The sequence below is a fragment of the Pseudonocardia endophytica genome (assembly GCF_004339565.1).
In the GTDB taxonomy this organism is placed as follows: Bacteria; Actinomycetota; Actinomycetes; order Mycobacteriales; family Pseudonocardiaceae; genus Pseudonocardia; species Pseudonocardia endophytica.
Map to the genome: position 1 here is coordinate 869,904 of NZ_SMFZ01000002.1, position 24,112 is coordinate 894,015.

The window sequence follows — 24,112 nt, forward strand, 5'->3', positions numbered from 1 at the left end:
GGGCACCCTCTTTCGTCTATCCCGTCATCCCTTGAGGGGGCGCCACCAGCCCGGGTTGTCCCGGTACCAGGCGACGGTCGCGGCGAGTCCGTCGTCGAAGGACGTCCGGGGGCGGTACCCGAGCTCCTCGGTGATCTTCGTGATGTCCACGGAGTACCGGCGGTCGTGGCCCTTGCGGTCGGGCACCGGCCGGACGAACGACTCGTCGCGCCCGGTGGCCCCGAGCAGCCGCGCGGTGAGCTCGCGGTTCGTCAGCTCGGTGCCGCCGCCGATGTTGTAGACCTCGCCGGGACGCCCGCGTTCGGCGACGAGCGCGATGCCGCGGCAGTGGTCGTCGACGTGCAGCCAGTCGCGGGAGTTGCCGCCGTCGCCGTAGAGCGGGACCGGCAGACCGTCGAGCAGGTTCGTGACGAACAGCGGGACGACCTTCTCCGGGTACTGGTACGGCCCGTAGTTGTTCGAGCAGCGTGTGATCCGCACGTCCATCCCGTGCGTGCGGTGGAACGCGCGCGCCATCAGGTCCGACCCGGCCTTCGACGCGGCGTACGGCGAGTTCGGCAGCAGCGGGTCGGTCTCCGGCCACGAGCCGGTATCGATCGAGCCGTACACCTCGTCCGTCGACACGTGCACGAACCGGCCGACGCCGGCCTCCAGCGCGCCCGCGAGCAACGTCTGGGTCCCGACCACGTTGGTACGGACGAACTCCGACGAGCCCTCGATCGAGCGGTCCACGTGCGACTCGGCGGCGAAGTGGACGACGAGGTCGGTGCCCTCGAGCGTCTGCTTGACGACGGCCGGATCGCCGATATCGCCGACCACCAGCCGCAGCCGGGGATCGTCCGCGACCGGTTCCAGGTTGGCCCGGTTGCCCGCGTAGGTCAGCTTGTCGAGCACGACGAGCTCGTCCGGCTCAGCGCCGTCGAACCCGCCGGTCAACGCCGTCCGCACGTAGTGCGACCCGATGAACCCGGCCCCGCCGGTCACGACCACCCGCACGTCGGTCCCCCTCGTTCGTGGTGTCGGTGCGCGGGTCCCAGCATGGCAGGGACGGGACCGGTGAAAATGCCGGTATGACCGACACGCTCGACCCCGCCCTCCGTCGTGCCCGCATGCTCCCGCGCGCCGCGGTGGGCCCTCGGACGCTCCCGCTCGTCCGCGGCCTGATGGGCCTGGCCCTGCGCCGGACCGGCGCCGACTCCGTCGTGACGCTGGCCGGCGGGGCGCGGGTGCACGTGTACCGGCCCGCGGGTGCTCCCCGGGGCGGTCTCCTGTGGATCCACGGCGGCGGCTTCGTGATCGGCTCCCCGATCCAGGACGACCCCTGGTGCCGGGAGCTGGCCGACCGGTACAGGCTGGTGGTGGCCAGCGTCGACTACCGGCTCGCGCCGGAGCACCCGTTCCCGGCGCCGCTGGAGGACTGCTACGCCGGGCTCGCCTGGCTGGCCGGGCGCGCCGACGTCGACGCGGACCGGATCGTCGTCGGCGGGGCCAGCGCGGGGGGTGGGCTGGCCGCCTCGCTCGCGATCCTCGCCCGGGACCGCGGCGAGATCCGCCCGGTGCTGCAGCTGCTGAGCTACCCGATGGTCGACGACCGCACGACGTTGCGCACCGATCTCGACGACGGCGCGTCGTACCGGATGTGGAACGCGCGCAGCAACCGTTACGGCTGGCGCTGCTACCTGGGCACGGACTCCTCCGGCGACGTCCCGGCGCTCGCGGCGCCGGCCCGCGTCGAGGACCTGTCCGGCGTGGCCCCGGCCTGGATCGGCGTCGGCACCTGCGACCTGTTCCACGACGAGGACCTGGCCTACGCCGCGCGGCTGCGGGAGGCGGGCGTCGACATCTCGCTGCACGTGTCGCCCGGCGCCTACCACGGGTTCGACGGCGTCGAGCCGGACGTGCCGGTCAGCCGCGCGTTCACCGAGGCCCGGCACGCCGCTCTCGCCGACGTCATGGACGCGGCCTGACCGCCCGGAGGCCGATCCGACGGGAGGGCTATCCGGGGCGGACAACATCACGGATCAGTTCTATCCGCACCACCCCTCGGCCGTGGAGGTCACTCCGCGCGAGTGTGACCCACGCAACCCGGCAGTCCTCGCCCGTCCGGGCGGGCGCACGCGCCGCGGCGACGTGGGACCACGAGTTCGAGGAGGAACTTCCATGGGCGACGTGCTCGCCGAGGGCTACAACGTCTTCGACACCAAGAAGTCGCCGAGCGGCACGGTGAAATATCTGGAGTCCCCGCAGGAGGTCATCGGGCTCATCCAGTCCGGGAAGCTCGCCGAGCACATCCTGCTCGTGCGCGGCGGCACCACGACGTTCCTCGCCCCGGCGCTGTCGATGGGCGCGATCGGCGTGATCACGATGTCCGGTGCGCCGGAGTCGCACCTGGGCATCCTGTCGCGCGAGTTCCAGACCCCGTGCGTGATGACCGCGCACCTGACGTCCAGCGAGTCCCGCTACGTCGTCGGCTCCACCGACGAGGCGCACTTCGTCGAGATCGCCAAGGCGCTCGACGGCCGCAAGGTCCGTCTGGACTGTACGGACGACGAGACCGGCCGCGTGGTCGCGGAAGACTGAGGGAGAGAACAGCTGTGTCTACGGTCGAGGGCAAGAAGGCCACGTACAAGGACCGCTACAACGAGGACGACGACGGCCTGCGGTTCCAGGACCTGACCTACACCGGCAACTTCGTCGGCATGGAGCCCGTCACGGACGGGATCAAGGGCGACAAGATGATGAAGTCCCGGGCGAAGTCCGGGGTGCTGGAGAAGGTGTCCAAGGAGGACGTCCTCCGCGACCGGTTCACGATCGACGAGCTCAACGATCTGAACAACTACCTCGCCTGGAACATCTGGGACGTGCTGGTCATGCGCGCCACCGAGGGCGTGAGCGGCATGATCCCCCGCCAGGAGTACGAGATCCTGGCCTTCATGCACGAGTTCTACCGCTGGCCGGAGATCATGGCCATGACCACCGAGGAGGTCGGTGGCGCGCAGGGGATCATGGACATCGGTGCCACCGCGAAGCGGGAGATCGGCACCAAGGTCAACGCGGTGCACGACTGGTGCATCGGTGCGGTCGGGTTCGGCATGGGCCGCTGCGGCCTGCTCGCGCTCGAGGTGATCAAGCCCGACGAGTACGTCGAGGAGTCCAACGAGATCCTCAAGTTCATGCAGCGCGTGCTGTGGGGCAAGCGCCAGGACGGCTACATCCTGAACTCCCAGGACCGCTACCGCTGCCGGATCCACGACCAGGACTTCCTGGACCAGCTCGTGAACCAGGTCGAGGAGCTGGAGCCGGGTTCGCCCAAGCACGGCGCGTTCACCCAGTTCAACGCCGCGGCCGAGCTGCTGTCGTTCCTGGACCACTACGACTGCCGGCTCGGGCTCGGTGACACCGGGCCGTACGAGCTGCCGGACGGCAACCTGCTGATCCTGCGTGACCTGTTCGTGAACGAGGAGGTCTTCCACTGGTCGGACGTCTGCGAGGACGCCGGGCTGCCGCACGTGTACACGCTGGCGCTGATCATCGACCCGAACATCATGGGCCTCAACGAGATCCGCGTGAATGACATCTCCACGACGTTCACCCGTCCGAAGAACTACATCGACGCGATCGTCGGTGGCGCGGTGTTCGCGCGGCAGAAGTGGAACACGCCGATGGGCGAGGTCCAGAACATCCCCATCAGCGAGCTGGGCGACCACATGGGACGCGTGCAGCAGGCGACGCTGAAGCTGTACGCGAAGACGTCGAAGATGTGCCGCCGGGACCTGATCTGGAACGGGCAGTACGTCTACTACATCGACATGATCCTCCCGCACATGCGGCTGGCCGGGACGTACGAGAAGGCCTGCCGCGACTACGACCTGTGGGAGATCGACCAGCGGGTCGCGAACTACTACTACGACATCACCAAGCGTGGGTTCGCGCAGGAGACGGTGCCGTCCAAGATCTTCTCGGGCGCCGGCTACCTGCCCTTCCCGGACGGGGTGAGCCCGCGCCGGTCGAAGTACCGGGTGCTGTAACGAGTCCGCTCCCACTGGCGGCGCGGCGGTTCCCCCGCCGCGCCGCCAGTGACCCGTGCCCCGGCTGGAGGCTGCTGTGCTGGACGACACCGACTACGACGTGCTGAACGTCGTCGCGCTGAAGAAGATGGCCGCGGCCTCCGCCGTCGCCGAGACCACCGGGCTCTCCGAGTCCGATGTGAACGACGCGTTCGAGCGTCTCGTCGGTCAGGGCCACGTGATGGTGGCCGCCGGGTCGGCGCTCCCCACCGACTCGGCGGAACCCGCGCTGGCCGAGACGGCCGCCGAGCGCTACGCCGCGGTACGCACCGACGACGAGATCGCCGGGCTCGTCGAGAGGTTCGAGACCGTCAACACGCAGTTCCTGGGCGCGATGTCGTCCTGGCAGCAGATCGAGGTCGGCGGCAAGAAGGTCACCAACGACCACTCCGACCCGGACTACGACGAGAAGGTCATCGCCAAGCTGGACAAGCTGGTCGCACGCCTGACCCCGCTGCTCGACGCGCTGTCCACACACGACCCGCGCTTCGCCGGTTATCCCCGCCGGTTCGCCGCGACGCAGAAGGCGGTCGACGAGGGCCGGCACGAGCTGGTGTCGTCGCCGACGGCGGACTCGCTGCACAACATCTGGTTCGAGTTCCACGAGGACCTGCTCCGCACCCTGGGCCGGGAACGCACGGAGTGAGCGCAGCATGACCACGAACGGCGTGGGCATATCCCGCGCGCCGTCGCACACCTGGGCGTTCGCCGAGGCGGACGCGGACGACGTCAACCGCCTCGGCGGCAAGGGCGCCGGACTGGCCCGCATGACCCAGCAGGGCCTGCGCGTGCCGCCGGGCTACGTCGTGGACACCGACGCGTGCCGTCAGTACCTCGCCGACGGCCGCATGCCCGACGGGCTGGACGACGAGATCGCGTCCCGGCTGCGCGACCTCGAGGCGGCGACCGGCAAGACGTTCGGCGCCGGGCCGCTGCCGCTGCTGCTCTCCGTGCGCTCCGGGGCCCCGATCTCGATGCCCGGGATGATGGACACCGTCCTCAACCTCGGGCTGGGCCGCGACGCCGCGATCGCGATGGCGTCGGTGACCGGCGACGTCCGGTTCATGGCCGACCTCGTGGCGCGCTTCCACTCGATGTACGCCGAGATCGTGCTCGGCGCGCTCGACCCGTCGTCGGACCCCGGGGAGGTCGGCGCGGACGAGGAGCCCGGGGACGTCTACGACCGCGTCTGGGCGGCCTGCCAGCAGTCCCTGGTGGACGACGGCGACGACCCGGTCCCCGACGACCCGCGCGCGCAGCTCACCGGTGCCGTCGAGGCCGTGTTCCGCTCCTGGAACACGCGTCGTGCCCGCACCTACCGCGACCACCACGGCATCCCGCACGACCTCGGCACCGCCGTCGTCGTGCAGTCGATGGTGTTCGGCAACGTCTCCGACGACTCCGGCTCCGGTGTCGCGTTCACGCGCAACCCGGTCACCGGGGAGCCTGGCCTGTTCGGCGAGTACCTCGCGCACAGCCAGGGCGAGGACGTCGTCGCGGGCACCCGCACGCCGGACAGGATCGTCGACGCGCTGTCGCCGGAGCTCCTGACCGAGCTGCGGACCGTCGCCGACGACATGGAGCGAACCCAGGGCGACGTGCTCGACATCGAGTTCACCGTGGAGCGGTCCACCCTGTACCTGCTGCAGGTGCGCAGCGCGAAGCGCACGCCGGAGGCGGCCGTGCGGATCGCGTCGGATCTCCACGGCGAGGGCGTGCTCGACGACGCCGGCGCGTTGCGGGCGGTGACGTCGGCGCAGGTCCGGCACGTGCAGCGCCCGGGCTTCGACGACGACGAGGTCGCCGCGGCCCGCGCGTCCGGCCGCCTGCTGACGTCCGGGATCGGTGCCTGCCCGGGCCAGGTGTCCGGTGCGCTCGTGCTCGACCCGGACCGGGCGAAGGAGACGGCGGACGCCGGAACGGCCGTCGTGCTCGCCCGCTCGGTGACCAGCCCGGCCGACCTGCACGGCATGATCGCCGCGGCCGGCATCGTGACGGCCACCGGCGGCTCGACGAGCCACGCGGCCGTCGTCGCGCGGGCGCTCGGCACGACGTGCGTCGTCGGCGCCGGGGCGCTGAGCATCGACGAGTCGTCCCGCACGCTGAAGGTCGGCGACCGGACGCTGTCCGAGGGCGACCTCGTCTCGTTGGACGGTTCGTCCGGCGAGCTGTTCGAGGGCACGTTCGCCGTCGCGACCCCGGCCGCCGCGACGGAGGCGCTCGCGTCTCTGCTCACCGTGGCCGGCCGGGTGGCCGGCTGCGAGGTGCTCGGACGGGTCACGCTGCCGTCCGATGTGGACGCCGTGCTGGAGTCGGGCGCGTCCGGTCTGGTCACGGCCGTCGACGACGTGCTGGCCGCGACCGGCGACCTCGACGGGCTGGTGCAGGGCCTGCTGGAGGGCTCGTCCGGAGGGATCGAGGCGCTGGCCGACCAGGTTGCGGCCGGGCTCACGCCGCTGCTCTCCGCGGCCGGGGACCGCGAGGTCGGGGTCCGCGCGATCGACCTGGTCGCCGACGAGTCCCGCGAGCTGTTGCAGCAGACGGCCGTGACCACGCGGCACCCGGAGCTGTCGATGCCGCTCGGCCGTCCGGAGCTGGTCAAGGCGCAGGTCGACGGGCTGGCGCGGGCCGTCCGGGACTCCGGTGGGCGGGCCCACCTCGCTCTGCGGCACGTGTCCGATCCTGCCGAGGCGGCGTCGCTGCACTCGCTGGCCGACGGTGCCGGGATCGGCATCGGGACGTATCTGACGGCGCCGAGGGCCCTGCACGGCATCGAGGCGATCGCCGGTCACGGCGACGTCTGCTGGATCGAGCTGCGCACGCTGCAGGCCGCGATGATCGGCCTGCCACCGCGCCAGCTCTACACGGCCGAGCCGCTGGACGGCTACCTGTCGCGCGGGCTGTTCACCCTGGACCCGCGTCGCACGATCGACCCGACGACGGCGGACCTGCTGGTCCGCGCCGCTGCGACGCAGGACCGGGTACCCGGCTGCCGGATCGGCGTGCGGCTGTCGGCCAGCGCGTCCGACGAGACGGTCGCCGAGCTGTACCGGATGGGCTTCCGCCGCTTCGCCGTCGACGCCGCCGCGAGCCGTCCGTTCCAGCTCGCACTGGGGCAGGCCGCCGCGGGCTGAGCACCGGTCACCAGCGGCGGACGCCGGCCGGGCGCAGCGGATCGACGGCCACGCTGCGGTCGGTCGAGCAGCCGAAACGTACCGGCCGACGGTGCGCGCCGATCGAGTGGCACGTTGTCGCGGTTCGCGCCGCCGAAACGTGCCAATGGATCCGCGGACGGCGTCGAGTGGAACGTTCGGGCGGTCGGGGCGGACGCGTCGGGTCCTGGCGCGCGGGGGCGTCAGAGCCGGGTGCGGCTGAGCCGGTTGGGGCCGAGCTGGGTTGCGGCCGAGCTGGCCTGGGGCCGAGCCGGGTTGCGGCCGAACCGGGTTGCGGCTGAGCCGGCCCGCGTCAGAGCCGGGTTGCGGCCGTGCCGGCCCGCGTCAGAGCTGGGCTGGGGCCGAGCCGGGCTGCGGCTGAGCCGGGGCTGCGTCAGGAGCGGTCGCAGATGAGCCGAACGGCGGCGAGCAGCTCGTCGGGTGGCGCGGGTGGCACCCGACGGCGTCCGGCGGCGGACTCCGGCCCGGCCCGGTGCAGCGATCCAGCCGGGGCGGAGGTGCCCCGACCCCCCGCGGCACTCCGATCGGCCGTGGCACCCTGTTCGGCCGTGGCACCCTGTTCGGCCGTGGCACCCTGTCCGGCCGTGGCGTTCCGGGACGCCGTCGTGGAGGTCGCCGCCCGGTCGCCGCCCTGCCACTGCGACGCGGCGTCGCGTCGCCGCTGCCGTCGCGGGTCGGCGCCTCCCGTCGCGACCACGGCAGCCGCGCCGACGGCCCGGCCGGGGGTGACCCGGTCGGATCCGGCCGGGGCGGAGAGCGGAGCGGGCGCGCCCACGGTCGCCGCCGGCGGGTTCGCGCAGGACCCCGTCGAGCACGAGCCGGACGCCGGGATCGGACGGGCCGCGCCGTCGCCCAGCAGGTGCGACGCGATCTCCTGCGGCCACAGGGCGACGAACTCCGCCCCGGCTTCCAGTAGCTCGTCCGACGAGTGCATCCCCCACGTCACGCCGACGACCCGGATGCCGACCTCGCGCGCGTCGCGGACGTCGCCCGCCGTGTCCGTGACCAGCACGGTGCTGGACGCGTCCGGGACACAGTGGACGTGGCCCTCGTCGTAGTCGGCGGAGCAGCGGCGGCCGAAGCCGCTGCCGGAGTCGGCGAGGAACTGGCGGATCGCGGCGCGCTTGTCCGGCGCCACGTCGCCGCCGAACACGTGCGCGAAACAGTAGGCGATGTCGTTGTCCACCAACACCCGTCGTAGAACGGCCATCGCGTTCGAGGACATCACGGTCAGCGTGCACTCGGCCGCCAGCCGCCGGACGACGTCGCGCATGCCGGGCACGAGCGGTGGCTGGTAGTCGCGCCGCAGCAGCGTCAGGAACTCCTGCTTGACCTCCGCCGCGTGCGCCTCGTCGCGGCACCGAGACGCCAGCGAGGCGAAGATGTTGCCGCGGAACAGCGCGAAGAACTCGTCGGGGGTGTCCACGCCGAGACCGTGGTTCCGGTTGACCTGCTCGAAGATCCTCCAGGACGCGATGCGGGTCTGGACGAGCGTGCCGTCGAGGTCGAAGACGACGGCACAGGGCTGCGCGTGCTGCGCCATCACCGCAACGCGGCGTCCCAGATGGCGCCGAGCTCGCCGAGGCCGATGAAGTCCATGCACTCGCCGTAGCCGGTCGCACCGTTCAGCGTCCACCGGTGCAGGCAGTTGTGCCCGACGACGCCGGGCTGGGACTGCCACGGGAACGTGGTCAGCGCGTTGCCCTCGAGCTCGAACGTCTTGTCCCGCTTGTCGGTCACGCTCACCTGGATCCGCTCCGGGTAGAGGCCCTTGCGGTCGGTGGTGCCGGAGCCCGCCTTCAGGCCGTAGCAGCCGCCGTCCTCCAGGATGTAACCGTGCGTCATCGACAGCGGGGTCGGTGCGTCCGGGCCGTTCTCCGGCTTGTAGTCGAACAGGCCGTGGAACACGGTGCCGTCCGGGAAGTGCGCGTGCATCCAGGACAGCCGCGACGTCTGCCGCTCGGCCCGCACACCCCAGCTGTGGTCCATCGTGGAGATGCAGTCGATCGGCTCGCGTCGTCCGCGGACCTGCACCTCGCCCTCGTAGTGCCCACTCTGGTCGAAGTGGCCCGCGTAGGCGTGGCCCCAGGTCTTGGCCATGTCCTTGCCGGCGGCCATCGGGTCCTCGTCCGGGTCGTTGATGTCGTACGCCCGGTGCAGCGCCGTGTAGCGGAAATGGATCTCGACGCCGGCCGCCGGGTCCGAGTAGTCGACGTCCCAGACCCGGTTCGGATCGCTGCTGTGCACCGTCAGGCCGTTCGCGAGCTTGTAGGACGCCAGGTTCGACGGTTGCGGCACCACCAGGTGCTCCCAGGAGTCCCAGTACTCGGCGGCCCACGGCTCCCGCACGCGCCGGCTGTTGATCGCGACCGTCGAGCCGACCACCCCGAGCGGCTCGCGGAACAGGCCGTACAGGCCGATGTTCAGCGGCGCGGGCCCGTCCTGCCCGGCGTAGAGGCCGAAGTAGTTGGTCTCGGCCCACAGCGGGTCGTCGCTGGTCGGGGTGTGGAACTGGACGTCCTCATTACGGATCACCGGTGACCCTCCTCGCGGCGCACGGGATCGATCGACGGCCACCCTGCCCGCGTACGGCGGGGTGAACCAGCACACATCCGGACAGCGACCGGGCACAGCGTTGTCCCCGCGGGATAGAGCCGGGCCTTGCCGCGCGCTCCTAGCGTGCCCCTCGGGCCCGACGGATACGAGGAGGTGACCGGCCGTGCAGCTGGCAACGGTGCTCGGCCAGGTCGTCTCCACCGTCAAGGAGCCGGGGCTCGGCCGGTTCACGCTGCTCCTGGTGCAGGACACCGCCGACGGTGCCGCACCCGACGACGGGGCGAGCTACGTGGCCGTCGACCTCGTCGGTGCCGGCGTCGGCGAGGTCGTCCTCGTCGCCTCCGGCGGTGCCGCCCGCGTGGCGGCGGGCGCCGACGCGCCGACCGACCGCGCCGTCGTCGCGATCGCCGACACCGTGATCCGTTCCGGCACGGTCACCTACCGCAAGACCTGAACGAGGGAGGACCTCATGCCTGCGACGTCGGGTGCAGCCACACCGGCGGCCCCTGCGGCTCCCGTGCTGCGCGGGGCGCTGGGACTGATCGAGACCAAGGGACTGGTCGGCGCCATCGAGGCGGCCGACGCCATGGTCAAGGCCGCCAACGTGCAGATCCTCGGCCACCGCGAGATCGGCGGCGGCCTGGTCACCGTGATGGTGCGCGGGGACGTCGGCGCCGTGAAGGCGGCCACCGACGCGGGCGCCGTCGCGGCGGGCAACGCGGGCGAGGTCGTCTCCGTGCACGTCATCCCGCGTCCGCACGACGAGACCGAGTCGATCCTCGCGGTGCTCACGCGGCCCAAGAGCTGATGTCCGCCGCGAGAGAAGCGCCGGCGGAACGAGCCTCGGCGCTGCTCGACGCGGACCTCGCATCCCTGGCCGAGGTCCGCCGGAAGGCCCGTGACGCCCGCGCGGCGTTCGAGTCGCTGGAGGGCGTCGACCAGGAGACGCTGGACGGCTGGGTCCGCGCCATGGCCCTGGCCGGGACGAAGGCGGCCGAGGAGCTCGCGCGCATGGCCGTCGACGAGACCGGCTACGGCGTCTACGAGCACAAGATCTACAAGAACCGCTACAACACCGGCTTCGTCGCGCGCTGGATGCTCGAGCGGCGCGCGATCGGTGTGCTGTGGACCGACCAGGTGTCCCGGGTGACGGCCGTCGGCTCGCCGATGGGCGTGATCGCGGGGATCATCCCGGTCACCAACCCGACGTCGACGGCGCTGTTCAAGAGCCTGGCCGCGGTCAAGTCCGGCAACGCCGTCGTGCACGCGCCGCACCCGAGGGCCGCGGCGTGCACGCACCGCACCGCCGAGGTGATGGCCGACGCCGCGACGAAGGCGGGCGCGCCGGAGGGTCTGATCTCCTGCCTGGAGACGCCGACCCTGCCCGCCACCGCCGAGCTGATGAGCCGCGACGAGATCGCGCTCGTGCTGGCCACCGGCGGCCCGGGCATGGTGCGCGCGGCGTACTCGTCCGGGAAGCCGACGATCGCGGTCGGCGCGGGCAACGTCCCGGCGTACGTGGGGCGCAGCGTCCCGGACGCGGCCGAGGCCGCCGAAATGATCATCACCTCGAAGTCGTTCGACAACGGCACGGCATGCGTCGCCGAGCAGTCGGTCGTCGTCGTGGACGCCGTCGCCGGGCCGTTCCTGGACGCGTTCGAGGCGCGTGGCGCCTACTGGTGCAACGCCGCCCAGCAGGAGGCGCTCACCCGCGTGCTGTTCGACGAGCGCGGTGGCCTGCGTCCGAACTCGGTGGGGCAGAGCGCGATCCGGCTCGCCGAGCTGGCCGGGTTCACCGTCCCGTCGACGACGCGGGTGCTCGCGGCCGAGCTCGACGCCGTCGCCCCGGAGATCCACCTGTCCCGGGAGATCCTCGGGCCGGTGCTCTCGGTGTACCGGGTCCGCGACGCCGACGCCGGGTACACGCGGTGCCGCGAGGTGCTCGCGCTCGGCGGCGAGGGACACACGACGGCCGTGCACGCGAGCGACCCGGCGGAGATCGCGCGCTTCGGAACGCTCCCGGCCGGCCGGATCGTGATCAACACACCGGCGCTGTTCGGCGGCATGGGCTACTCCACCGACGTCGACCCGTCGTTCCAGCTCGGGACCGGCACGTGGAGCGGCTCGATCTGCTCGGACAACGTGACGCCGCTGCACCTGATCAACATCAAGCGGATCGCGCACGAGGTCCGCCCGTGGCGCACCGTCTACGACACGGTGGAGCTGTAGGCCGTGAGCACCCGCACCATGATCGCCTCCCCGGCAGCGCGGACGGACAGATCTGTCCGCGGACGCTGCCGAACAGCCGATCACCGGATCCCGGACGCACGGCTCGGCGATCGCCGCGTGCCGAACGGCCCCGACGTCCGGCCGGCACCCATGATCGCCGGTTCGGCACCGGAACCGGACAGATCCGGCCCCGGGGACCGCCGAACCGACGATCACCGTGGAAACGGGCGACCCGGGGCGCTGCTCGATGCGGCGGCCGCCCTCCTCGCCGGCTCCCGGGCGCCGGACGTCCCGGTCCGGACGCCGGTGCGCGTCGGCGTCGACCTGGGCACGGCGAACTGCGTGCTCGTGGTGCTCGACGCGGCCGGAGAGCCGGTATGGGTGGACGCGCACCCGTCCGGAGCGCTCGCCGACGGCGTGGTGGTCGACTTCGCGAAGGCGATCGCCACGGTGCGCGGCCTCAAGCAGCGGGCGGAACGGGCGCTCGGCGTCGAGCTGACGGCGGCCGCCACCGCCTACCCGCCGTGCATCCCGGTCGCCGACGCCCGTGCCTGCGCCTACGTGTGCGAGGCGGCCGGGTTCGACGACGTCGCGCTCGTCGACGAGGTCAGCGCGGCGCAGGCCGTCCTGGGGATCGACGACGGCGTCGTGGTCGACGTCGGCGGCGGGTCCACCGGCGTCGGGGTGTTCGCGGGCGGCGAGCTCGTCGCGCTCGACGACCGCGCGGGCGGCGGGCACCATCTGGACCTGGTGCTGGCCGGCGCGCTCGGGATCGGCATCGCCGAGGCGGAGCCGCGCAAGCGCTCCCACCCCGGCGAGTGCCTGCCGATCCTCACCCCCGGCCTGCACCGGATCGCCGAGTCCGTCCGTGCCATGACGACCGGCCGGCCCGACCTCCCGCTGCACCTGGCCGGCGGTGCGCTGATGCTGCCCGGCGCCGACCGGGTGCTCCAGTCCTATCTGGAGCGACCCGTCGTGACCTACCCGCACGCCCTGTTGATCACGCCGCTCGGGATCGCGGCCGAGGCCCCGGAGGCCGCCGCGTGAGCACGCCGACCCTGCGCACCTACGCGTTCGTCGACCGCATGCAGCCGCAGTGCGCGGCGCACATCGCGGCCACCAGCCCCGGCGACGTGCCGCTGGCCGGGATGGCCGAGCTCTACATCGAGATGGCTCCCGGCAACGAGGTGTTCCGCGCCGCGGACATCGCGCTCAAGGCGGCCGGCGTGCGTCCGGCGCTGCAGATCATCGAGCGCGAGTTCGGCCTGCTGGAGATCCATTCCGAGCAGCAGGCGGAGGTGCTCGCGTCCGGCGACGCGGTGCTCGCCGAGCTGGGGATGTCCGAATCGGACCGTCTCCGGCCGCAGATCGCCTCGACCCAGTTCATCACGAACGTGCACCCCTACCAGGCGCAGCTGCTCAACAAGTGGCGCAAGGGATCCATGCTGATGCCCGGCCAGAGCCTGTTCGTCATGGAGGTCGCGCCGGCCGCCTACATCTCGGTCGCCGCGAACGAGGCGGAGAAGGCCGCGGACATCACGGTCATCGAGCTGCGCGCCGTCGGGCGGTTCGGTCGGATGTTCCTGTCCGGCACGGAGAGCGACGTGCAGGCCGCGCGGGACGCCGCCGTCGTCGCGCTGGAGGCGATCGACGGGCAGGAGCCGGCCCGGTGAGCGTCCGTGGAGCCTCCGATGTGGAGGCCGCCGCCGACGGTTCGCGCGTGCTGCGCGTCGGGCCCGGCGACGTCGTCACGCCACTCGCCCGCGAGCGCGCCCAGGACCTGGGCGTGACGATCGAGGTCGGCGGCGGGGCCGGGAACGCCCCGCCGCCGGCCGTTCCACCGTCGCGCCAGGTCGCGGGGTCCGGCACGACCCAGCGCTCGGGGCCGAGGCCCGGCTCCGGGACCGCCCAGCGCCCCGGCCCGGTGCCGCAGACCGGTTCCGGCCCGGCCGCGGGTCCCGCCGCCCCGGGTGCGCGAACGGGCCGTTCGTCCAACGGGGCAGCGCGAGCGGAGCGCTCGTCCAGCGGGGCAGCGGGCCACGGGGCGGGCCGCCCCACCTCGCCGGCCGCGCGAGCGGAGCGTTCGTCGAACGGTGCGGCGGGTGTCCCCGGCGCGGTGGGTATCCCGGGTGGCGCGCCGCCCCCGCCGGTCCGTCCGCCGTCGGGAGCGCTGTTCCGCCGCGGCGCCCCGCTGCCGCCCGGCCTGGCCTCCGCCCCCGCACGTCCGGCGCGCCACGGGCGGACCGGACGCGTGGTCGTCGTCGGAGCCGGGCACGTCGGGATGATCACCGCGATGCGACTGGCCGAGGCCGACGTGTTCGACGAGGTCGTGCTCGTCGACATCGACGAGGGCCGCGCGAAGGGCATCGCACTGGACCTGACCCACACCGCGCCGCTGGCGGGCTTCGCCACCCGGATCCGGGGCTCCGGCACGGTGGAGGGCGCCGGGTCCTGCGACTACGCGGTGATCACCGCCGGTAGGCCCCGCACACCCGGGATGAGCCGCAGCGACCTGATCGGGACGAACGCGGCGATCGTCGGCGACGTCGCGTCCACACTGGCCGCCACGTCACCGCACGTCGTGCTCGTCGTCATCACGAACCCGCTGGACGAGATGACCCAGCACGCCTGGCAGGCGTCCGGGCTGCCGTCGCACCGCGTCCTCGGGATGGCCGGCGTGCTGGACACGGCCCGGTTCCAGGCTCTCGCGTCGCTGACCGGCGCGGGCCGCGCCGACCGGATCGACGCGCTCGCGCTCGGCAGCCACGGCGAGGAGATGGTCGTGCCGCTGTCCCGGGTGGGCGTGGGTGGGCGGCCGATCGAGGGGGACCTGGACGCCGTCGTCGATCGCACGCGCGGGTCCGGCGCCGAGGTCGTCGGGCTGCTGTCGTCCGGGAGCGCGTTCATGGCGCCCGGCATGTCCGCCGCGCGGATGGTGCTGGCGATGGCCGCCGACTCGGGCGAGGTCATGCCGGCCGCCGTGCTCGCCGACGGCCAGTACGGCATCCGCGACGTCTACGTCGGACTCCCGGCGCGCCTCGGACGCGACGGCGTGCGCGAGATCGTCGAGCTCCCGCTGGCCGCGGACGAGCTGACGGCCCTGCGCACGGCCGCCGACCGGATCCGGGAGCGCCTCGCCGACCTCGCCCCGGCGCGGTGACGACGTGCGCGCGGTCCTCTACTCCGGTGACGGGCGGGTGAGCGTCGAGCCCGTCACGGAGCCGGAGCTCGCCGACCCGGCGGACGCGATCGTGCGCGTCCGGCGCGCCGCCGTCTGCGGGACCGACCTGCACGCCGTCTACCACCCGGACGGCGTGCCGCGCGGCACGATCCTCGGCCACGAGTTCGCCGGGGAGATCGTCGAGACCGGGCCCGCCGTCGTCGGGCACCGGGTCGGGGACGTCGTGGTCGGCGCGGACTACACGGCGTGCGGGCGGTGCTGGTGGTGCCGCCGTGGCGACCACTGGGAGTGCGCAGAGCGCCGGTTCTTCGGCACCGGGACGGCGTACGGACCCGCGCTGGCCGGGGCGCAGGCCGAGTACGTGCGCGTCCCGCACGCGGACACCGTGCTCGTCGGGCTGCCGGAGGGTGTCGACCTGGACGCCGCCGTGTTCCTCGGGGACACGCTGGCCACCGGGTTCGCGGCTGTGCGGCGGGCCGGGTTGCGGCCGGGGGACACGCTGGCCGTGGTCGGCGGCGGGCCGGTCGGTCAGCTCACGAGCCTGGCCGCGCAGGCGCTCGGAGCGGGCGTCGTCGTGCTGGTCGAGCCCGTCGAGTCGCGGCGCGCGCTGGCCGCCGAAGAGGGCGCCGTCGTCGCGGATCCCGACCGGAGCCGCGACGTCGTCGACCGGGTCACCGACGGCCGCGGCGCCGACGCCGTGATCGACGCGATCGGCGGCCCGGCCGGGCTCGACACGGCGTTCGGTCTGGTCCGCAAGCGGGGGTCGGTCGTGGCGGTCGGCGTGCACACGGACGCCGGGTACGCGCTGCCCGTCGCGCGGGCGTTCGCCGAGGAACTGACGCTCCGCTTCGCCGTCGGGAACCTGATGCGCGACGCGCCAGACCTGATCGGGCTGGTCCGATCAGGTGCGATCACCCCGGCTGTCGTGGCATCCGAGCGGATCGATCTCGACGACGCCCCGAGGGCGTATCGCGACATGGCCGAGCGCCATACCCTGAAGTCACTGCTCGTGATCTGAGACGCGCACGAGAGAGGTAGGCGATGGTGCCCTCCGAGCTCGGGACCGCCCTGATGACGGCCGTCGGGACCGGCGGGCTGACGCGCCTGCTGCAGACCCGCCCGGACGAACCGCGCTGCGCCGCAGAGGCGCTGGCCGCGGCCGTCACGCAGGAGATCGGTGCCCCGGTCCGGGTGCTCGACGGGACGCGGTTGCTGGCCGGTGTGTCCTGGCCCGGTGACGGAGGGGGCCGGGTGGAGGCCGCCGGGATCACCGTGCGGTGGGCCGATGCGTCCCACCCGGTGCCGTGGGATCTGCTGCGTCAGGCCTGCGTGTGGCTCTCGCTGCTGCGCGACCACGCGGACGTCGGCTCCGAGCTCGTCTCCACCGCGACGGAGGTCGACTCGATCCGCGACGTCGCCGGGCGGCTGCTGTCCGTGCGCGACGCCGACCAGGTGCTGCTGTCGGTCGCCGACTGGGTGCTGAGGCTGCTCGGCGCGGACATCTGCGGCGTGCTGCTGCGCGAGGGCGACGAGGTCCGGATGCAGTCGTGCGTCGGACACCGCTCCGTCGAGACGTCGCGGTTGCGGATGAAGCGCGGCCAGGGCGTCGCCGGGCTGGTGTTCCTCACCGGGGAGCCCGCCAAGGTCGACTCCTACCTCGAGGACCGCACGATCAGCCAGGACTTCATGTCGCTCGCGGAGCGCGAGGAGACCCGCTCCGCGCTCGCCGTGCCGCTGCGGCTGCAGGGCGAGCTGGTCGGCGTGCTCGAGGTGTGGCGGCGCCGCGAGTCCGTGTTCACCGACCGCGACGTCCGCCGCATGGTCACGCTCGCCGACTTCGCGACGATCGCCATCGACAACGCGCGCCTGCACGACGTGCAGGTGCAGGCCATGCAGAGCGCCGAGGAGGCCCGCGACCAGCTTGCCCGCCAGATGACCGTGCTGGACCGCACGGCACAGCTCCAGCAGACGCTGCTGTCCACAGTGGTGCAGGGCGGCGGTCTCGCCGCGATCGCCCGCACCGTGGCCGTCGAGTTCGACTGCGAGGTCGGCGTCTACGGACCGGACGGCGGCCGGCTCGCTGTCCACTCCGGACCGCGTCTGACCAGCTCGTTGCCGGAATCGCTGGCCGCGAGCGGTGCCCGCGGCGCCGGGCAGGGCCGCTGGATCCGCCCGGTGCACGCCGACGGCGACCGGGTCGGCCAGGTCTGCCTGCTCACCCGCGACCAGCCCGCGGAGGTCATGGACGCCGTCGCGGGCCACGTCGCGATGGCGTGCTCGCTGGCGCTGCTCCGGGAACGGGCGGCCAGCCGCGCCAGGGCCGAGGCGATGGAGCAGGTGCTCTGGGACCTCCTGCAGGGTCCCGTCGAGCACCGGCTCGCCGCCCGCACCAGGGCACAGCAGCTGTCCGTCGCGCTCGGCGGCGCGTTGCGCGTCGTCTACGGCCAGATCGAGAACCTCGACCTGCTGGCGGCCGAGCACGGTTGGGAGACCGCGCAACTCGACCGTGTGCGGCGGGACGTGCTGCGCGCCGTCCGCTGCCCCGACGACGGTAGGGCACCCGCGTTGGCCGGGCTGCGCGGGGACTTCCTCGTCGCGATCGGCACCGACCTGGACCGGGACGGTGCGCGCGATCTCGTCAACTCCGTCGCCGCGGCCGTGCGCGAGCAGTCCGGTGTGCGCCTGAGCTGGGGGATCAGCCGGGAGCACGCCGACGTCGTCGAACTTCCGAGTGCGCTCAACGAGGCGCAGACCGCGCTGTCCGCGGCGCACCGCCTCGGCGGCGAGAACGTGTTCCTCTACGAGGAGCTGGGGATCGTGCGGCTGCTGCTCGGCTCCGGTGACGACCCGGACCTGCAGGCGTTCGTCGACGAGGTGACCGGCCCGCTGCTGGCCTACGACCGGGACAACGACGGGTCGCTCGTCCGCACCCTGCGCGCGTTCTTCGACGCCGACTGCTCCCAGCGCGTCGCCGCCGAGCGGCTGTTCGTGCACCACAAGACGCTGCGCTACCGCCTGGAGCGGATCCGCAGCCTCACCGGGCTCGACCTCTCGCGGCACGAGGACCGGATGCGCGCGGACTTCGCGCTGCGGCTGCTGCAGGTCAACCGGTGCGAGCCGGGGGAGGGGCTCACGCCGGGGGAGTGATCACCCCGGAGACGACGCCCTCGGTCTCGCCGTGCGGGCGCGGGATGACGTGGCTCGTGTAGAGCTCGCCGACGGCGCGGGCCGCGGCCGAGCCGGCGTCCACGGCCGCCTGCACCGCGCCGACGTCACCGCGCACGAGCACGGACACCTGCCCGTTGCGGAGCGTGCGGTAGCCCTCGACGCGGACGTTCGCGGCCTTCACCATCGCGTCGGCCGCCTCGATGGCGCCGACCAGGCCCTTCGTCTCGACCAGACCGAGCGCACCACCGGATGCCGGAGCCGTCATCGCACGTCCTTCCGCCGGGTCGTCCCCGCCGACGGTAGCCGCGCGCGGCCCGTCGTCGCGATGTCCTGCGCGGATAGTGCGCGGACGGACGTGCTGTCCCTCAGCGACGGGCGGCGAGCAGCCGGCGCAGGTGCGCGATCGACGCCGCGTCGCCGGTGACCGACCTCGCAGCGACGCGCTGACCAGGCCCGTCGGGCCGTTTCGGGCGGTCGTCGCGATCGACGGATTCGGTGACCGGTCTCCCGCCGGTTACCGTCGGGTACAGGCAGCGACGCCACGATGTTCCCCCGACTCCGGAGGCTCTCGTGCCTACCCTCTCCGCTCCTCTCACGACCATGCCGCGCTGGGAGAACGGCCCGGCCGGCGCGCCGACCGTCGTGTTCCTGCACGGTGCGACGGCCGACCACCGCTCCTGGGATCCCCAGGTCGAGGCCCTGTCCGACCGGTTCCGGACGGTCACGGTCGATCTACGCGGGCACGGCGCGTCCCCCGAGCTGGGGCTGTTCGACTTCGACGCCGCCGTCGACGACGTGCTTGACCTGCTCGAGGTGCTGGACCGCCGGGTCGCGCTCGTCGGGCTGAGCCTCGGCGGAGCGATCGCCCAGGAGGTCGTCTACCGGGCGCCGGAGCAGGTCGCGGCGCTGGTCGTCGCGGACGCCACGTGCGTCACCGGTCCGCGCTCGGCGCTGGAGAAGCCGCTCGCGTTCGCCGCACTGACCGGCATGGCGCTGATACCGCAGGAGCTGTTCCACCGGCAGGCCGCCCGCGCGCTGGCGAGCGACGCGTCGATGGCCGAGGACCTGCGCGAATGGTCGCCGTCGGCTGCGGTGCAGGTGCTGACGTCGCTCGTCGCGGCCCTGCACCCGGACCCGGACTACCGCCTGCCGGTTCCCGCCCTGCTGATGCACGGCGCCGACGACCGCCTCGGCGACATCGCCCGCTCCACACGCGACTGGGCCGAGCGGGACACGCGGGCGGAGTACGCCGTCGTCCCGGACGCCGGGCACGTCAGCAACCTGGACAACCCGGAGGCGTTCACGGCCGAGCTGCGGTCGTTCCTGGACCGCGAGCTGCCGGGCGATCCGGTCGTCGTCGCGCACCACCCGGTCCGGCCCCGTCGTGAACCGGGATGGGTCCGGCGACTCCTGGCGTCGCTGCGCAGCGGTTGACCGCGCGCCCGCGCGCATCCGCTGGAACGCGTGCCGGTCCGTGGGATGTATGCCGCCCCGCGGGATGCGTGCCGGTCCGGCGGGCGCGCGCTGATCCGGCGGATGCGCGCTGATCCGGCGGATGCGCGCTGATCCGGCGGATGCGCGCTGATCCGGCGGGCGCTCGTGTCCGGGCGCGCGCGAGCACCGTCGACGAGTGCGTTCTGCGGATCACCGAGCGTTCTGCGGATCACTGTGCGTTCTGCCCAGGCTGCGCGTTCTGTCGAGACGTGCGGTCGTCGGATCACCGTGCGCTGGTCCGTGGGGTGCGCCGGTCCGGCGGACGCGCGCTGATCCGGCGGGCGCGCGCTGATCCGGCGGACGCTCGTGTCCGAGCGCGCGCGAGCACCGTCGGCGGGTGCGTACTGCGGATCACCGTGCGTTCTGCGGATCACTGTGCGTTCTGCCCGGGCTGCGCGTTCCGCCGAGACGTGCGGTCGCCGTGCGCTGTCTCGGGACGCTCAGTGCGGGCCGAGCAGGTTCGTCCGGACCTCGAGCAGGTGCGCGCGCATGTGCTCGCGGGCCAGGTCCGGATCACGTTCGGTCAGCGCGTCGACGATCGCGCGGTGGCCCGTCTCGTAGCGCTCGCGACGGGCGGGCGTCGCCGTCCTGCGCTTGATACTGCCCCAGACCGGCAGGTCGCGGGCTGCGTTCATGGTGTCGAACAGGCGGAGCAGCAGCGCGTTGTGCGCGGCCGTGGCGATGCCCCGGTGCAGCGCCGAGTCCCAGCCCTCGAAGTCGGCGTAGTCGATCGCGTGCTCGCTGCGGGACAGGCAGTGGTGCAGGTGGTCGACGTCGGCCTGGGTCGCCTGCGTCGCGGCCAGCGCGGCGATCTCCGGCTCCAGTAGCAGGCGGGTCTGCATGATCTCGGCCGGGCTGGTCTGCGGTGCGTCCTCGCCGGTGGTCGCGGCTGCGAGCGTGTCCGCGACGAACGTGCCGCGTCCGACGTGCCGGACGATCGTCCCCTCGCGCTCCAGCGCGGCGAGCGCACCGCGCACGGCCGTGCGCCCGATACCGAGCTGGTCGACGAGCGATCGCTCGGTCGGCAGCCGCGACCCGGCACTCAGCGTGCCGCTGCGCAGGCCGTCCGCGAGCATCGCCCGCACCCGCTCGTCCGTCGTGGGACCGGTCATCGCACCTCCCGACCAATGCGGAACCAATATAGCTGCTGTCGAAGTGATGACAACTGCCGACGTGCTCGTTAGGGTCCCGACCAAAGGCGACCATTGCAAGATTGGTTGCTGATTGGTCGAGGAGGCGGCGACGATGAAGCTGGTGACGTACGAGGCGGACGGCCGAACCGGCCTGGGCCGCGTCGACGACGACGGCATCACCGTCCGGGCGATGGCCGGCGTCACCGGCGAGCGGGACCTGCTGGCCGTGATCGAGGAGTGGGACGCGCTCTCCGGCGCGATCGCCGCGGCAGGGCTCCCGGTCGTCGAGAACCCCCGGCTGCGCGCGCCGTTCCCGTCGCCGCGCCGGGACCTGTTCGCCGTCGGCAAGAACTACCGCGAGCACGTCGCCGAGTTCGGGCGCTCCGGGTACGACACCCCGCAGCGCTCGGAGGACCTGCCGGACAAGCCGATCGTGTTCTCCAAGGCGACCACGTCGGTGACCGGCCCGTTCGACGACGTCGAGTCGCACCCGTCGGTGACGAGCGAGCTGGACTACGAGGCCGAGCTCGCCGTGATCATCGGACGGGGCGGGCGCGGCATCTCCTACGACGACGCGCCGGACCACGTCTGGGGCTACACGATCGTCGACGACGTCACCGCTCGCGACGTGCAGCGCGACCACAAGCAGTGGCTGCTCGGCAAGTCCCTGGACACGCACGCCCCGATGGGGCCGTGGGCCGTGTCCGCGGACGAGATCGCCGACCTCGGCGCGCTCGAGGTCTCCAGCCACGTCAACGGAGAGCTGCGCCAGAAGGCACCGGTCAAGGACCTGATCTTCGACGTGCCGGAGCTGATCCGGGTGATCTCCGCCGGCATCACGCTGCTGCCCGGCGACGTGATCGCCACGGGCACGCCCGCCGGCGTCGGGATCGGGTTCGACCCGCCGCGGTTCCTCGCGCCCGGCGACGTCGTCGAGTGCGCGATCACCGGCCTCGGCGCCCAGCGCACCACCATCGTCTGATCCCCGGGAGGGTACGAACGTGCAGGTCAACGGCAAGGAACTCGCCGTCGAGATCCAGGGCGACGGGCCGGCGGTACTGCTGGTCCACGGGCTGGGCGGGACGTCGAACTTCTACCAGCCGCAGGTCGAGGCGCTCGCCGAGCGCTTCACCGTGATCCGTCCGGACATGGAGGGTTCCGGCCGCTCCCCGGTCACCGGCGAGCTGTCCATCGACTCGTTCGCCGCCGACCTGGCCGCGCTCCTGGACGAGCTGAGCATCGAGTCGGCGCGCGTCGTCGGACACTCGATGGCGACGCTGACCGTGCGCCGCCTGGCCGCGACGCACCCCGACCGCGTCTCGCACCTGGCGCTGCTCGGTGCCGTCAACCCGCCCGCCGACCCGTCGGGGCCCCGTGGCCGCGCCGCCACCGTGCGGGGGGAGGGGCAGATCGCCGTCGCGGACGCGATCATGAACGCCGCGACGAGCGACGCCACCCGTCGCGACCACCCGGCCGCCGCCGCGCTCGTCCGCGAGCTCGTGCTGCGGCAGGACCCGGAGGGCTACGCGCGCTCCTGCGAGGCGCTGGCCGGCGCCACCGACCCGGGCCCAGTCGAGAAGTCGCTGCCGTTGCTGCTGCTCACCGGCGACGAGGACAAGGTCGGCCCGCCCGACGCCAGCCGCGCGCTGGCCGACGCGCACGGCTCCGCCGTCCTCGAGGTCTTCGACGGCTGCGGGCACTGGACCGCGATCGAGAAGCCGGCCGAGGTCACCGCCCATCTCCTGAAGTTCTTCTGACGCCCACCACCTCGACGGGGAGGTCTTTCATGTCCACGGTGCTGTTCCGCGACGTCCGGATCCTCGACTCGACCGGAGCCGACCCCTACCCGGGTGACGTGCTCGTCGTCGACGACCGGATCGCCGCCGTCGGCCAGGTCGACCCCGGCCGGGCCGAGGGCGCCCAGGTCGTCGAAGGCCGGGGCCGGACGCTCATGTCCGGGCTCTGCGACGCCCACACCCACTTCTCCTGGATCAACTCCGCGGACCTCGACGGGCTGGGCACGATGCCCGTCGAAGAGCACCTGATCGCGGCGATGGAGTCGGCCAAGACCTACATCGACTCCGGCTACACGATGTGCCTCGGCGCGGCGTCCGCGAAGGACCGGCTCGACGTCGTCTGCCGCGACGCGATCAACGCCGGCCGCATCCCCGGGCCGCGCTACCTGGCCAACGGCCCGGAGATCGCCGTGACCGGCGGCGCGCTGGTCGGATCGATCACGAAGTTCGCCGACGGGCCGGAGGGCATGCGCAAGGCCGTCCGCGAGCTGATCGAGCTCGGCGTCGACCAGATCAAGCTCTCGATGACCGGCGAGGAGATCACCGGCACGCAGCGCGCGGAGGACACGTACTTCTCCGACGAGGAGGTGGCCGCCGCCGTCACCGAGGCGCACCGGCGCGGCAAGCGCGTCTGTGCCCACGCGCGCTCCGCGGAGAGCGTGAAGATGTGCGTCCGGCACGGCGTCGACATCGTCTATCACGCCAGCTTCACCGACGCCGAGGGCATGGACATGCTCGAGGCGAACCGGGACTGGGTGTTCGTCGCTCCGGGGATCAACTGGCTGGTCGCGACGCTGTACGAGGCGGAGTCTTTCGGGTTCCCGCAGGAGGCCGCCGAGGCCGTCGGGTACAAGAAGGAGCTGGAGCAGGCGACCGAGGGCCTGCGCGAGATGCACCGGCGCGGGATCAGGCTGCTGCCCGGCGGCGACTACGGCTTCGCGTGGACGCCGCACGGCACCTACGCCCGCGACCTGGAGCACTTCGTCGAGCGTCTCGGCTTCACGCCGATGGAGGCGATCCTGTCCGCGACGAAGCTCGGCGGCGAGATCATGCTCCGGCCCGACGAGCTCGGCCAGGTCCAGCCCGGCTACCTCGCCGACCTGCTCCTCGTCGACGGGGACCCGTTGGAGGACATCACGATCCTCCAGGAACGCGACCGGATCAACGCGATCATGAAAGACGGCCGGTTCCACAAGCCGGACGCGAGCCCGGTGCTGCAGGAGGCCGGGCAGCCCGTCGACCGGGCGACCGCGTCGGCGGCGGCCACGGTCCAGGCCCGGCCCTGACACCCGGCCGGACGCCACCACCCGGTGAC

General features: G+C 72.9%; 22 protein-coding genes. 17 read left to right on the forward strand and 5 right to left on the reverse strand.

Annotation, left to right across the window (positions count from 1 at the left end):
* Positions 1-24: 24 nt before the first annotated feature.
* Positions 25-996, reverse strand: coding sequence for a dTDP-glucose 4,6-dehydratase (gene rfbB, locus EV378_RS22955; RefSeq protein WP_132429518.1), 972 nt, complete (start codon positions 994-996; stop codon positions 25-27).
* Between the two features lie 74 nt (positions 997-1,070).
* On the opposite strand from rfbB, the gene EV378_RS22960 reads away from it, so the two are divergent.
* From EV378_RS22960 to EV378_RS22980, 5 genes are all read left to right on the forward strand, one after another.
* Entirely contained in the window at positions 1,071-1,967 is an 897-nt protein-coding gene (locus tag EV378_RS22960) for an alpha/beta hydrolase (RefSeq protein ID WP_132429519.1), read from the forward strand.
* 193 nt (positions 1,968-2,160) lie between these two features.
* Positions 2,161-2,580 carry a PEP-utilizing enzyme gene (locus EV378_RS22965; RefSeq protein WP_132429520.1) on the forward strand — a complete coding sequence of 140 codons (420 nt, stop codon included), beginning with the start codon at positions 2,161-2,163 and terminating at the stop codon, positions 2,578-2,580.
* A gap of 14 nt (positions 2,581-2,594) precedes the next feature.
* Complete coding sequence (locus tag EV378_RS22970) at positions 2,595-4,028, forward strand: hypothetical protein (protein WP_132429521.1); 1,434 nt, start codon at positions 2,595-2,597, stop codon at positions 4,026-4,028.
* A 76-nt stretch (positions 4,029-4,104) separates the two neighbouring features.
* Positions 4,105-4,713 (forward strand): hypothetical protein, encoded by a 609-nt coding sequence (locus EV378_RS22975; RefSeq protein WP_243653724.1) that lies wholly within the window; start codon positions 4,105-4,107, stop codon positions 4,711-4,713.
* Between the two features lie 7 nt (positions 4,714-4,720).
* Positions 4,721-7,201 carry a pyruvate, phosphate dikinase gene (locus EV378_RS22980; protein WP_132429522.1) on the forward strand — a complete coding sequence of 827 codons (2,481 nt, stop codon included), beginning with the start codon at positions 4,721-4,723 and terminating at the stop codon, positions 7,199-7,201.
* A 412-nt stretch (positions 7,202-7,613) separates the two neighbouring features.
* Here EV378_RS22980 and EV378_RS22985 read toward each other — a convergent pair whose 3' ends face one another.
* Positions 7,614-8,783 carry an HAD hydrolase-like protein gene (locus tag EV378_RS22985; RefSeq protein WP_132429523.1) on the reverse strand — a complete coding sequence of 390 codons (1,170 nt, stop codon included), beginning with the start codon at positions 8,781-8,783 and terminating at the stop codon, positions 7,614-7,616.
* Positions 8,783-9,775: a DUF7064 domain-containing protein gene (locus tag EV378_RS22990; protein ID WP_132429524.1), complete on the reverse strand. Its 993-nt coding sequence runs from the start codon at positions 9,773-9,775 to the stop codon at positions 8,783-8,785. The genes EV378_RS22985 and EV378_RS22990 overlap by 1 nt, the downstream gene beginning before the upstream one ends.
* A 184-nt stretch (positions 9,776-9,959) precedes the next feature.
* Here EV378_RS22990 and EV378_RS22995 point away from each other — a divergent pair, with 184 nt between their 5' ends.
* From EV378_RS22995 to EV378_RS23030, 8 genes are all read left to right on the forward strand, one after another.
* A complete protein-coding gene (locus tag EV378_RS22995) occupies positions 9,960-10,250 on the forward strand; it encodes a EutN/CcmL family microcompartment protein (RefSeq protein WP_132429525.1) in 291 nt (96 codons plus the stop codon).
* Between the two features lie 15 nt (positions 10,251-10,265).
* Positions 10,266-10,604, forward strand: a complete 339-nt coding sequence (locus EV378_RS23000; RefSeq protein ID WP_207908837.1) for a BMC domain-containing protein — start codon at positions 10,266-10,268, stop codon at positions 10,602-10,604.
* Positions 10,604-12,025: an aldehyde dehydrogenase family protein gene (locus EV378_RS23005; protein WP_132429526.1), complete on the forward strand. Its 1,422-nt coding sequence runs from the start codon at positions 10,604-10,606 to the stop codon at positions 12,023-12,025. The genes EV378_RS23000 and EV378_RS23005 overlap by 1 nt, the downstream gene beginning before the upstream one ends.
* Positions 12,026-12,265: 240 nt before the next feature.
* Positions 12,266-13,072 (forward strand): ethanolamine utilization protein EutJ, encoded by an 807-nt coding sequence (gene eutJ / locus EV378_RS23010; protein ID WP_279389680.1) that lies wholly within the window; start codon positions 12,266-12,268, stop codon positions 13,070-13,072.
* A complete protein-coding gene (locus EV378_RS23015; protein WP_243653726.1) occupies positions 13,069-13,698 on the forward strand; it encodes a BMC domain-containing protein in 630 nt (209 codons plus the stop codon). The genes eutJ and EV378_RS23015 overlap by 4 nt, the downstream gene beginning before the upstream one ends.
* Positions 13,695-15,185, forward strand: a complete 1,491-nt coding sequence (locus EV378_RS23020) for a malate dehydrogenase (RefSeq protein ID WP_243653727.1) — start codon at positions 13,695-13,697, stop codon at positions 15,183-15,185. The genes EV378_RS23015 and EV378_RS23020 overlap by 4 nt, the downstream gene beginning before the upstream one ends.
* A gap of 4 nt (positions 15,186-15,189) precedes the next feature.
* Positions 15,190-16,224, forward strand: a complete 1,035-nt coding sequence (locus EV378_RS23025; RefSeq protein WP_132429527.1) for an alcohol dehydrogenase catalytic domain-containing protein — start codon at positions 15,190-15,192, stop codon at positions 16,222-16,224.
* A 23-nt stretch (positions 16,225-16,247) separates the two neighbouring features.
* Complete coding sequence (locus tag EV378_RS23030; RefSeq protein WP_132429528.1) at positions 16,248-18,353, forward strand: helix-turn-helix domain-containing protein; 2,106 nt, start codon at positions 16,248-16,250, stop codon at positions 18,351-18,353.
* Here EV378_RS23030 and EV378_RS23035 read toward each other — a convergent pair.
* The gene (locus tag EV378_RS23035; protein ID WP_132429529.1) at positions 18,337-18,639 is read right to left on the reverse strand and encodes a BMC domain-containing protein; all 303 of its coding nucleotides are present in this window, start codon (positions 18,637-18,639) and stop codon (positions 18,337-18,339) included. The genes EV378_RS23030 and EV378_RS23035 overlap by 17 nt on opposite strands.
* A 335-nt stretch (positions 18,640-18,974) precedes the next feature.
* Here EV378_RS23035 and EV378_RS23040 point away from each other — a divergent pair, with 335 nt between their 5' ends.
* Complete coding sequence (locus tag EV378_RS23040; RefSeq protein WP_132429530.1) at positions 18,975-19,808, forward strand: alpha/beta fold hydrolase; 834 nt, start codon at positions 18,975-18,977, stop codon at positions 19,806-19,808.
* Between the two features lie 500 nt (positions 19,809-20,308).
* Here EV378_RS23040 and EV378_RS23045 read toward each other — a convergent pair whose 3' ends face one another.
* Positions 20,309-20,980 carry a FadR/GntR family transcriptional regulator gene (locus EV378_RS23045; RefSeq protein WP_165922433.1) on the reverse strand — a complete coding sequence of 224 codons (672 nt, stop codon included), beginning with the start codon at positions 20,978-20,980 and terminating at the stop codon, positions 20,309-20,311.
* Positions 20,981-21,113: 133 nt separating this feature from the next.
* Between EV378_RS23045 and EV378_RS23050 the strand changes: the two genes are divergently transcribed.
* From EV378_RS23050 to EV378_RS23060, 3 genes are read left to right on the forward strand one after another with little or no spacing between them, the layout of a single operon-like run.
* Positions 21,114-21,983, forward strand: coding sequence for a fumarylacetoacetate hydrolase family protein (locus EV378_RS23050; RefSeq protein ID WP_132429532.1), 870 nt, complete (start codon positions 21,114-21,116; stop codon positions 21,981-21,983).
* Between the two features lie 19 nt (positions 21,984-22,002).
* A complete protein-coding gene (locus EV378_RS23055; RefSeq protein ID WP_132429533.1) occupies positions 22,003-22,758 on the forward strand; it encodes an alpha/beta fold hydrolase in 756 nt (251 codons plus the stop codon).
* A gap of 29 nt (positions 22,759-22,787) precedes the next feature.
* Positions 22,788-24,083, forward strand: a complete 1,296-nt coding sequence (locus tag EV378_RS23060) for a metal-dependent hydrolase family protein (RefSeq protein WP_132429534.1) — start codon at positions 22,788-22,790, stop codon at positions 24,081-24,083.
* Positions 24,084-24,112: the final 29 nt, after the last annotated feature.

Excerpts from the sequence above, each read along its gene's own strand:
- EV378_RS22960 (WP_132429519.1), top strand. The coding sequence starts at position 1,071 with ATGACCGACACGCTCGACCCCGCCCTCCGTCGTGCCCGCATGCTCCCG.
- EV378_RS22965 (WP_132429520.1), top strand. The coding sequence starts at position 2,161 with ATGGGCGACGTGCTCGCCGAGGGCTACAACGTCTTCGACACCAAGAAG.
- EV378_RS22980 (WP_132429522.1), top strand. The coding sequence starts at position 4,721 with ATGACCACGAACGGCGTGGGCATATCCCGCGCGCCGTCGCACACCTGG.
- EV378_RS22985 (WP_132429523.1), bottom strand. The coding sequence starts at position 8,783 with ATGGCGCAGCACGCGCAGCCCTGTGCCGTCGTCTTCGACCTCGACGGC.
- EV378_RS23000 (WP_207908837.1), top strand. The coding sequence starts at position 10,266 with ATGCCTGCGACGTCGGGTGCAGCCACACCGGCGGCCCCTGCGGCTCCC.
- EV378_RS23005 (WP_132429526.1), top strand. The coding sequence starts at position 10,604 with ATGTCCGCCGCGAGAGAAGCGCCGGCGGAACGAGCCTCGGCGCTGCTC.
- EV378_RS23030 (WP_132429528.1), top strand. The coding sequence starts at position 16,248 with ATGGTGCCCTCCGAGCTCGGGACCGCCCTGATGACGGCCGTCGGGACC.
- EV378_RS23035 (WP_132429529.1), bottom strand. The coding sequence starts at position 18,639 with ATGACGGCTCCGGCATCCGGTGGTGCGCTCGGTCTGGTCGAGACGAAG.
- EV378_RS23040 (WP_132429530.1), top strand. The coding sequence starts at position 18,975 with ATGCCGCGCTGGGAGAACGGCCCGGCCGGCGCGCCGACCGTCGTGTTC.
- EV378_RS23045 (WP_165922433.1), bottom strand. The coding sequence starts at position 20,980 with ATGACCGGTCCCACGACGGACGAGCGGGTGCGGGCGATGCTCGCGGAC.
- EV378_RS23050 (WP_132429532.1), top strand. The coding sequence starts at position 21,114 with ATGAAGCTGGTGACGTACGAGGCGGACGGCCGAACCGGCCTGGGCCGC.
- EV378_RS23060 (WP_132429534.1), top strand. The coding sequence starts at position 22,788 with ATGTCCACGGTGCTGTTCCGCGACGTCCGGATCCTCGACTCGACCGGA.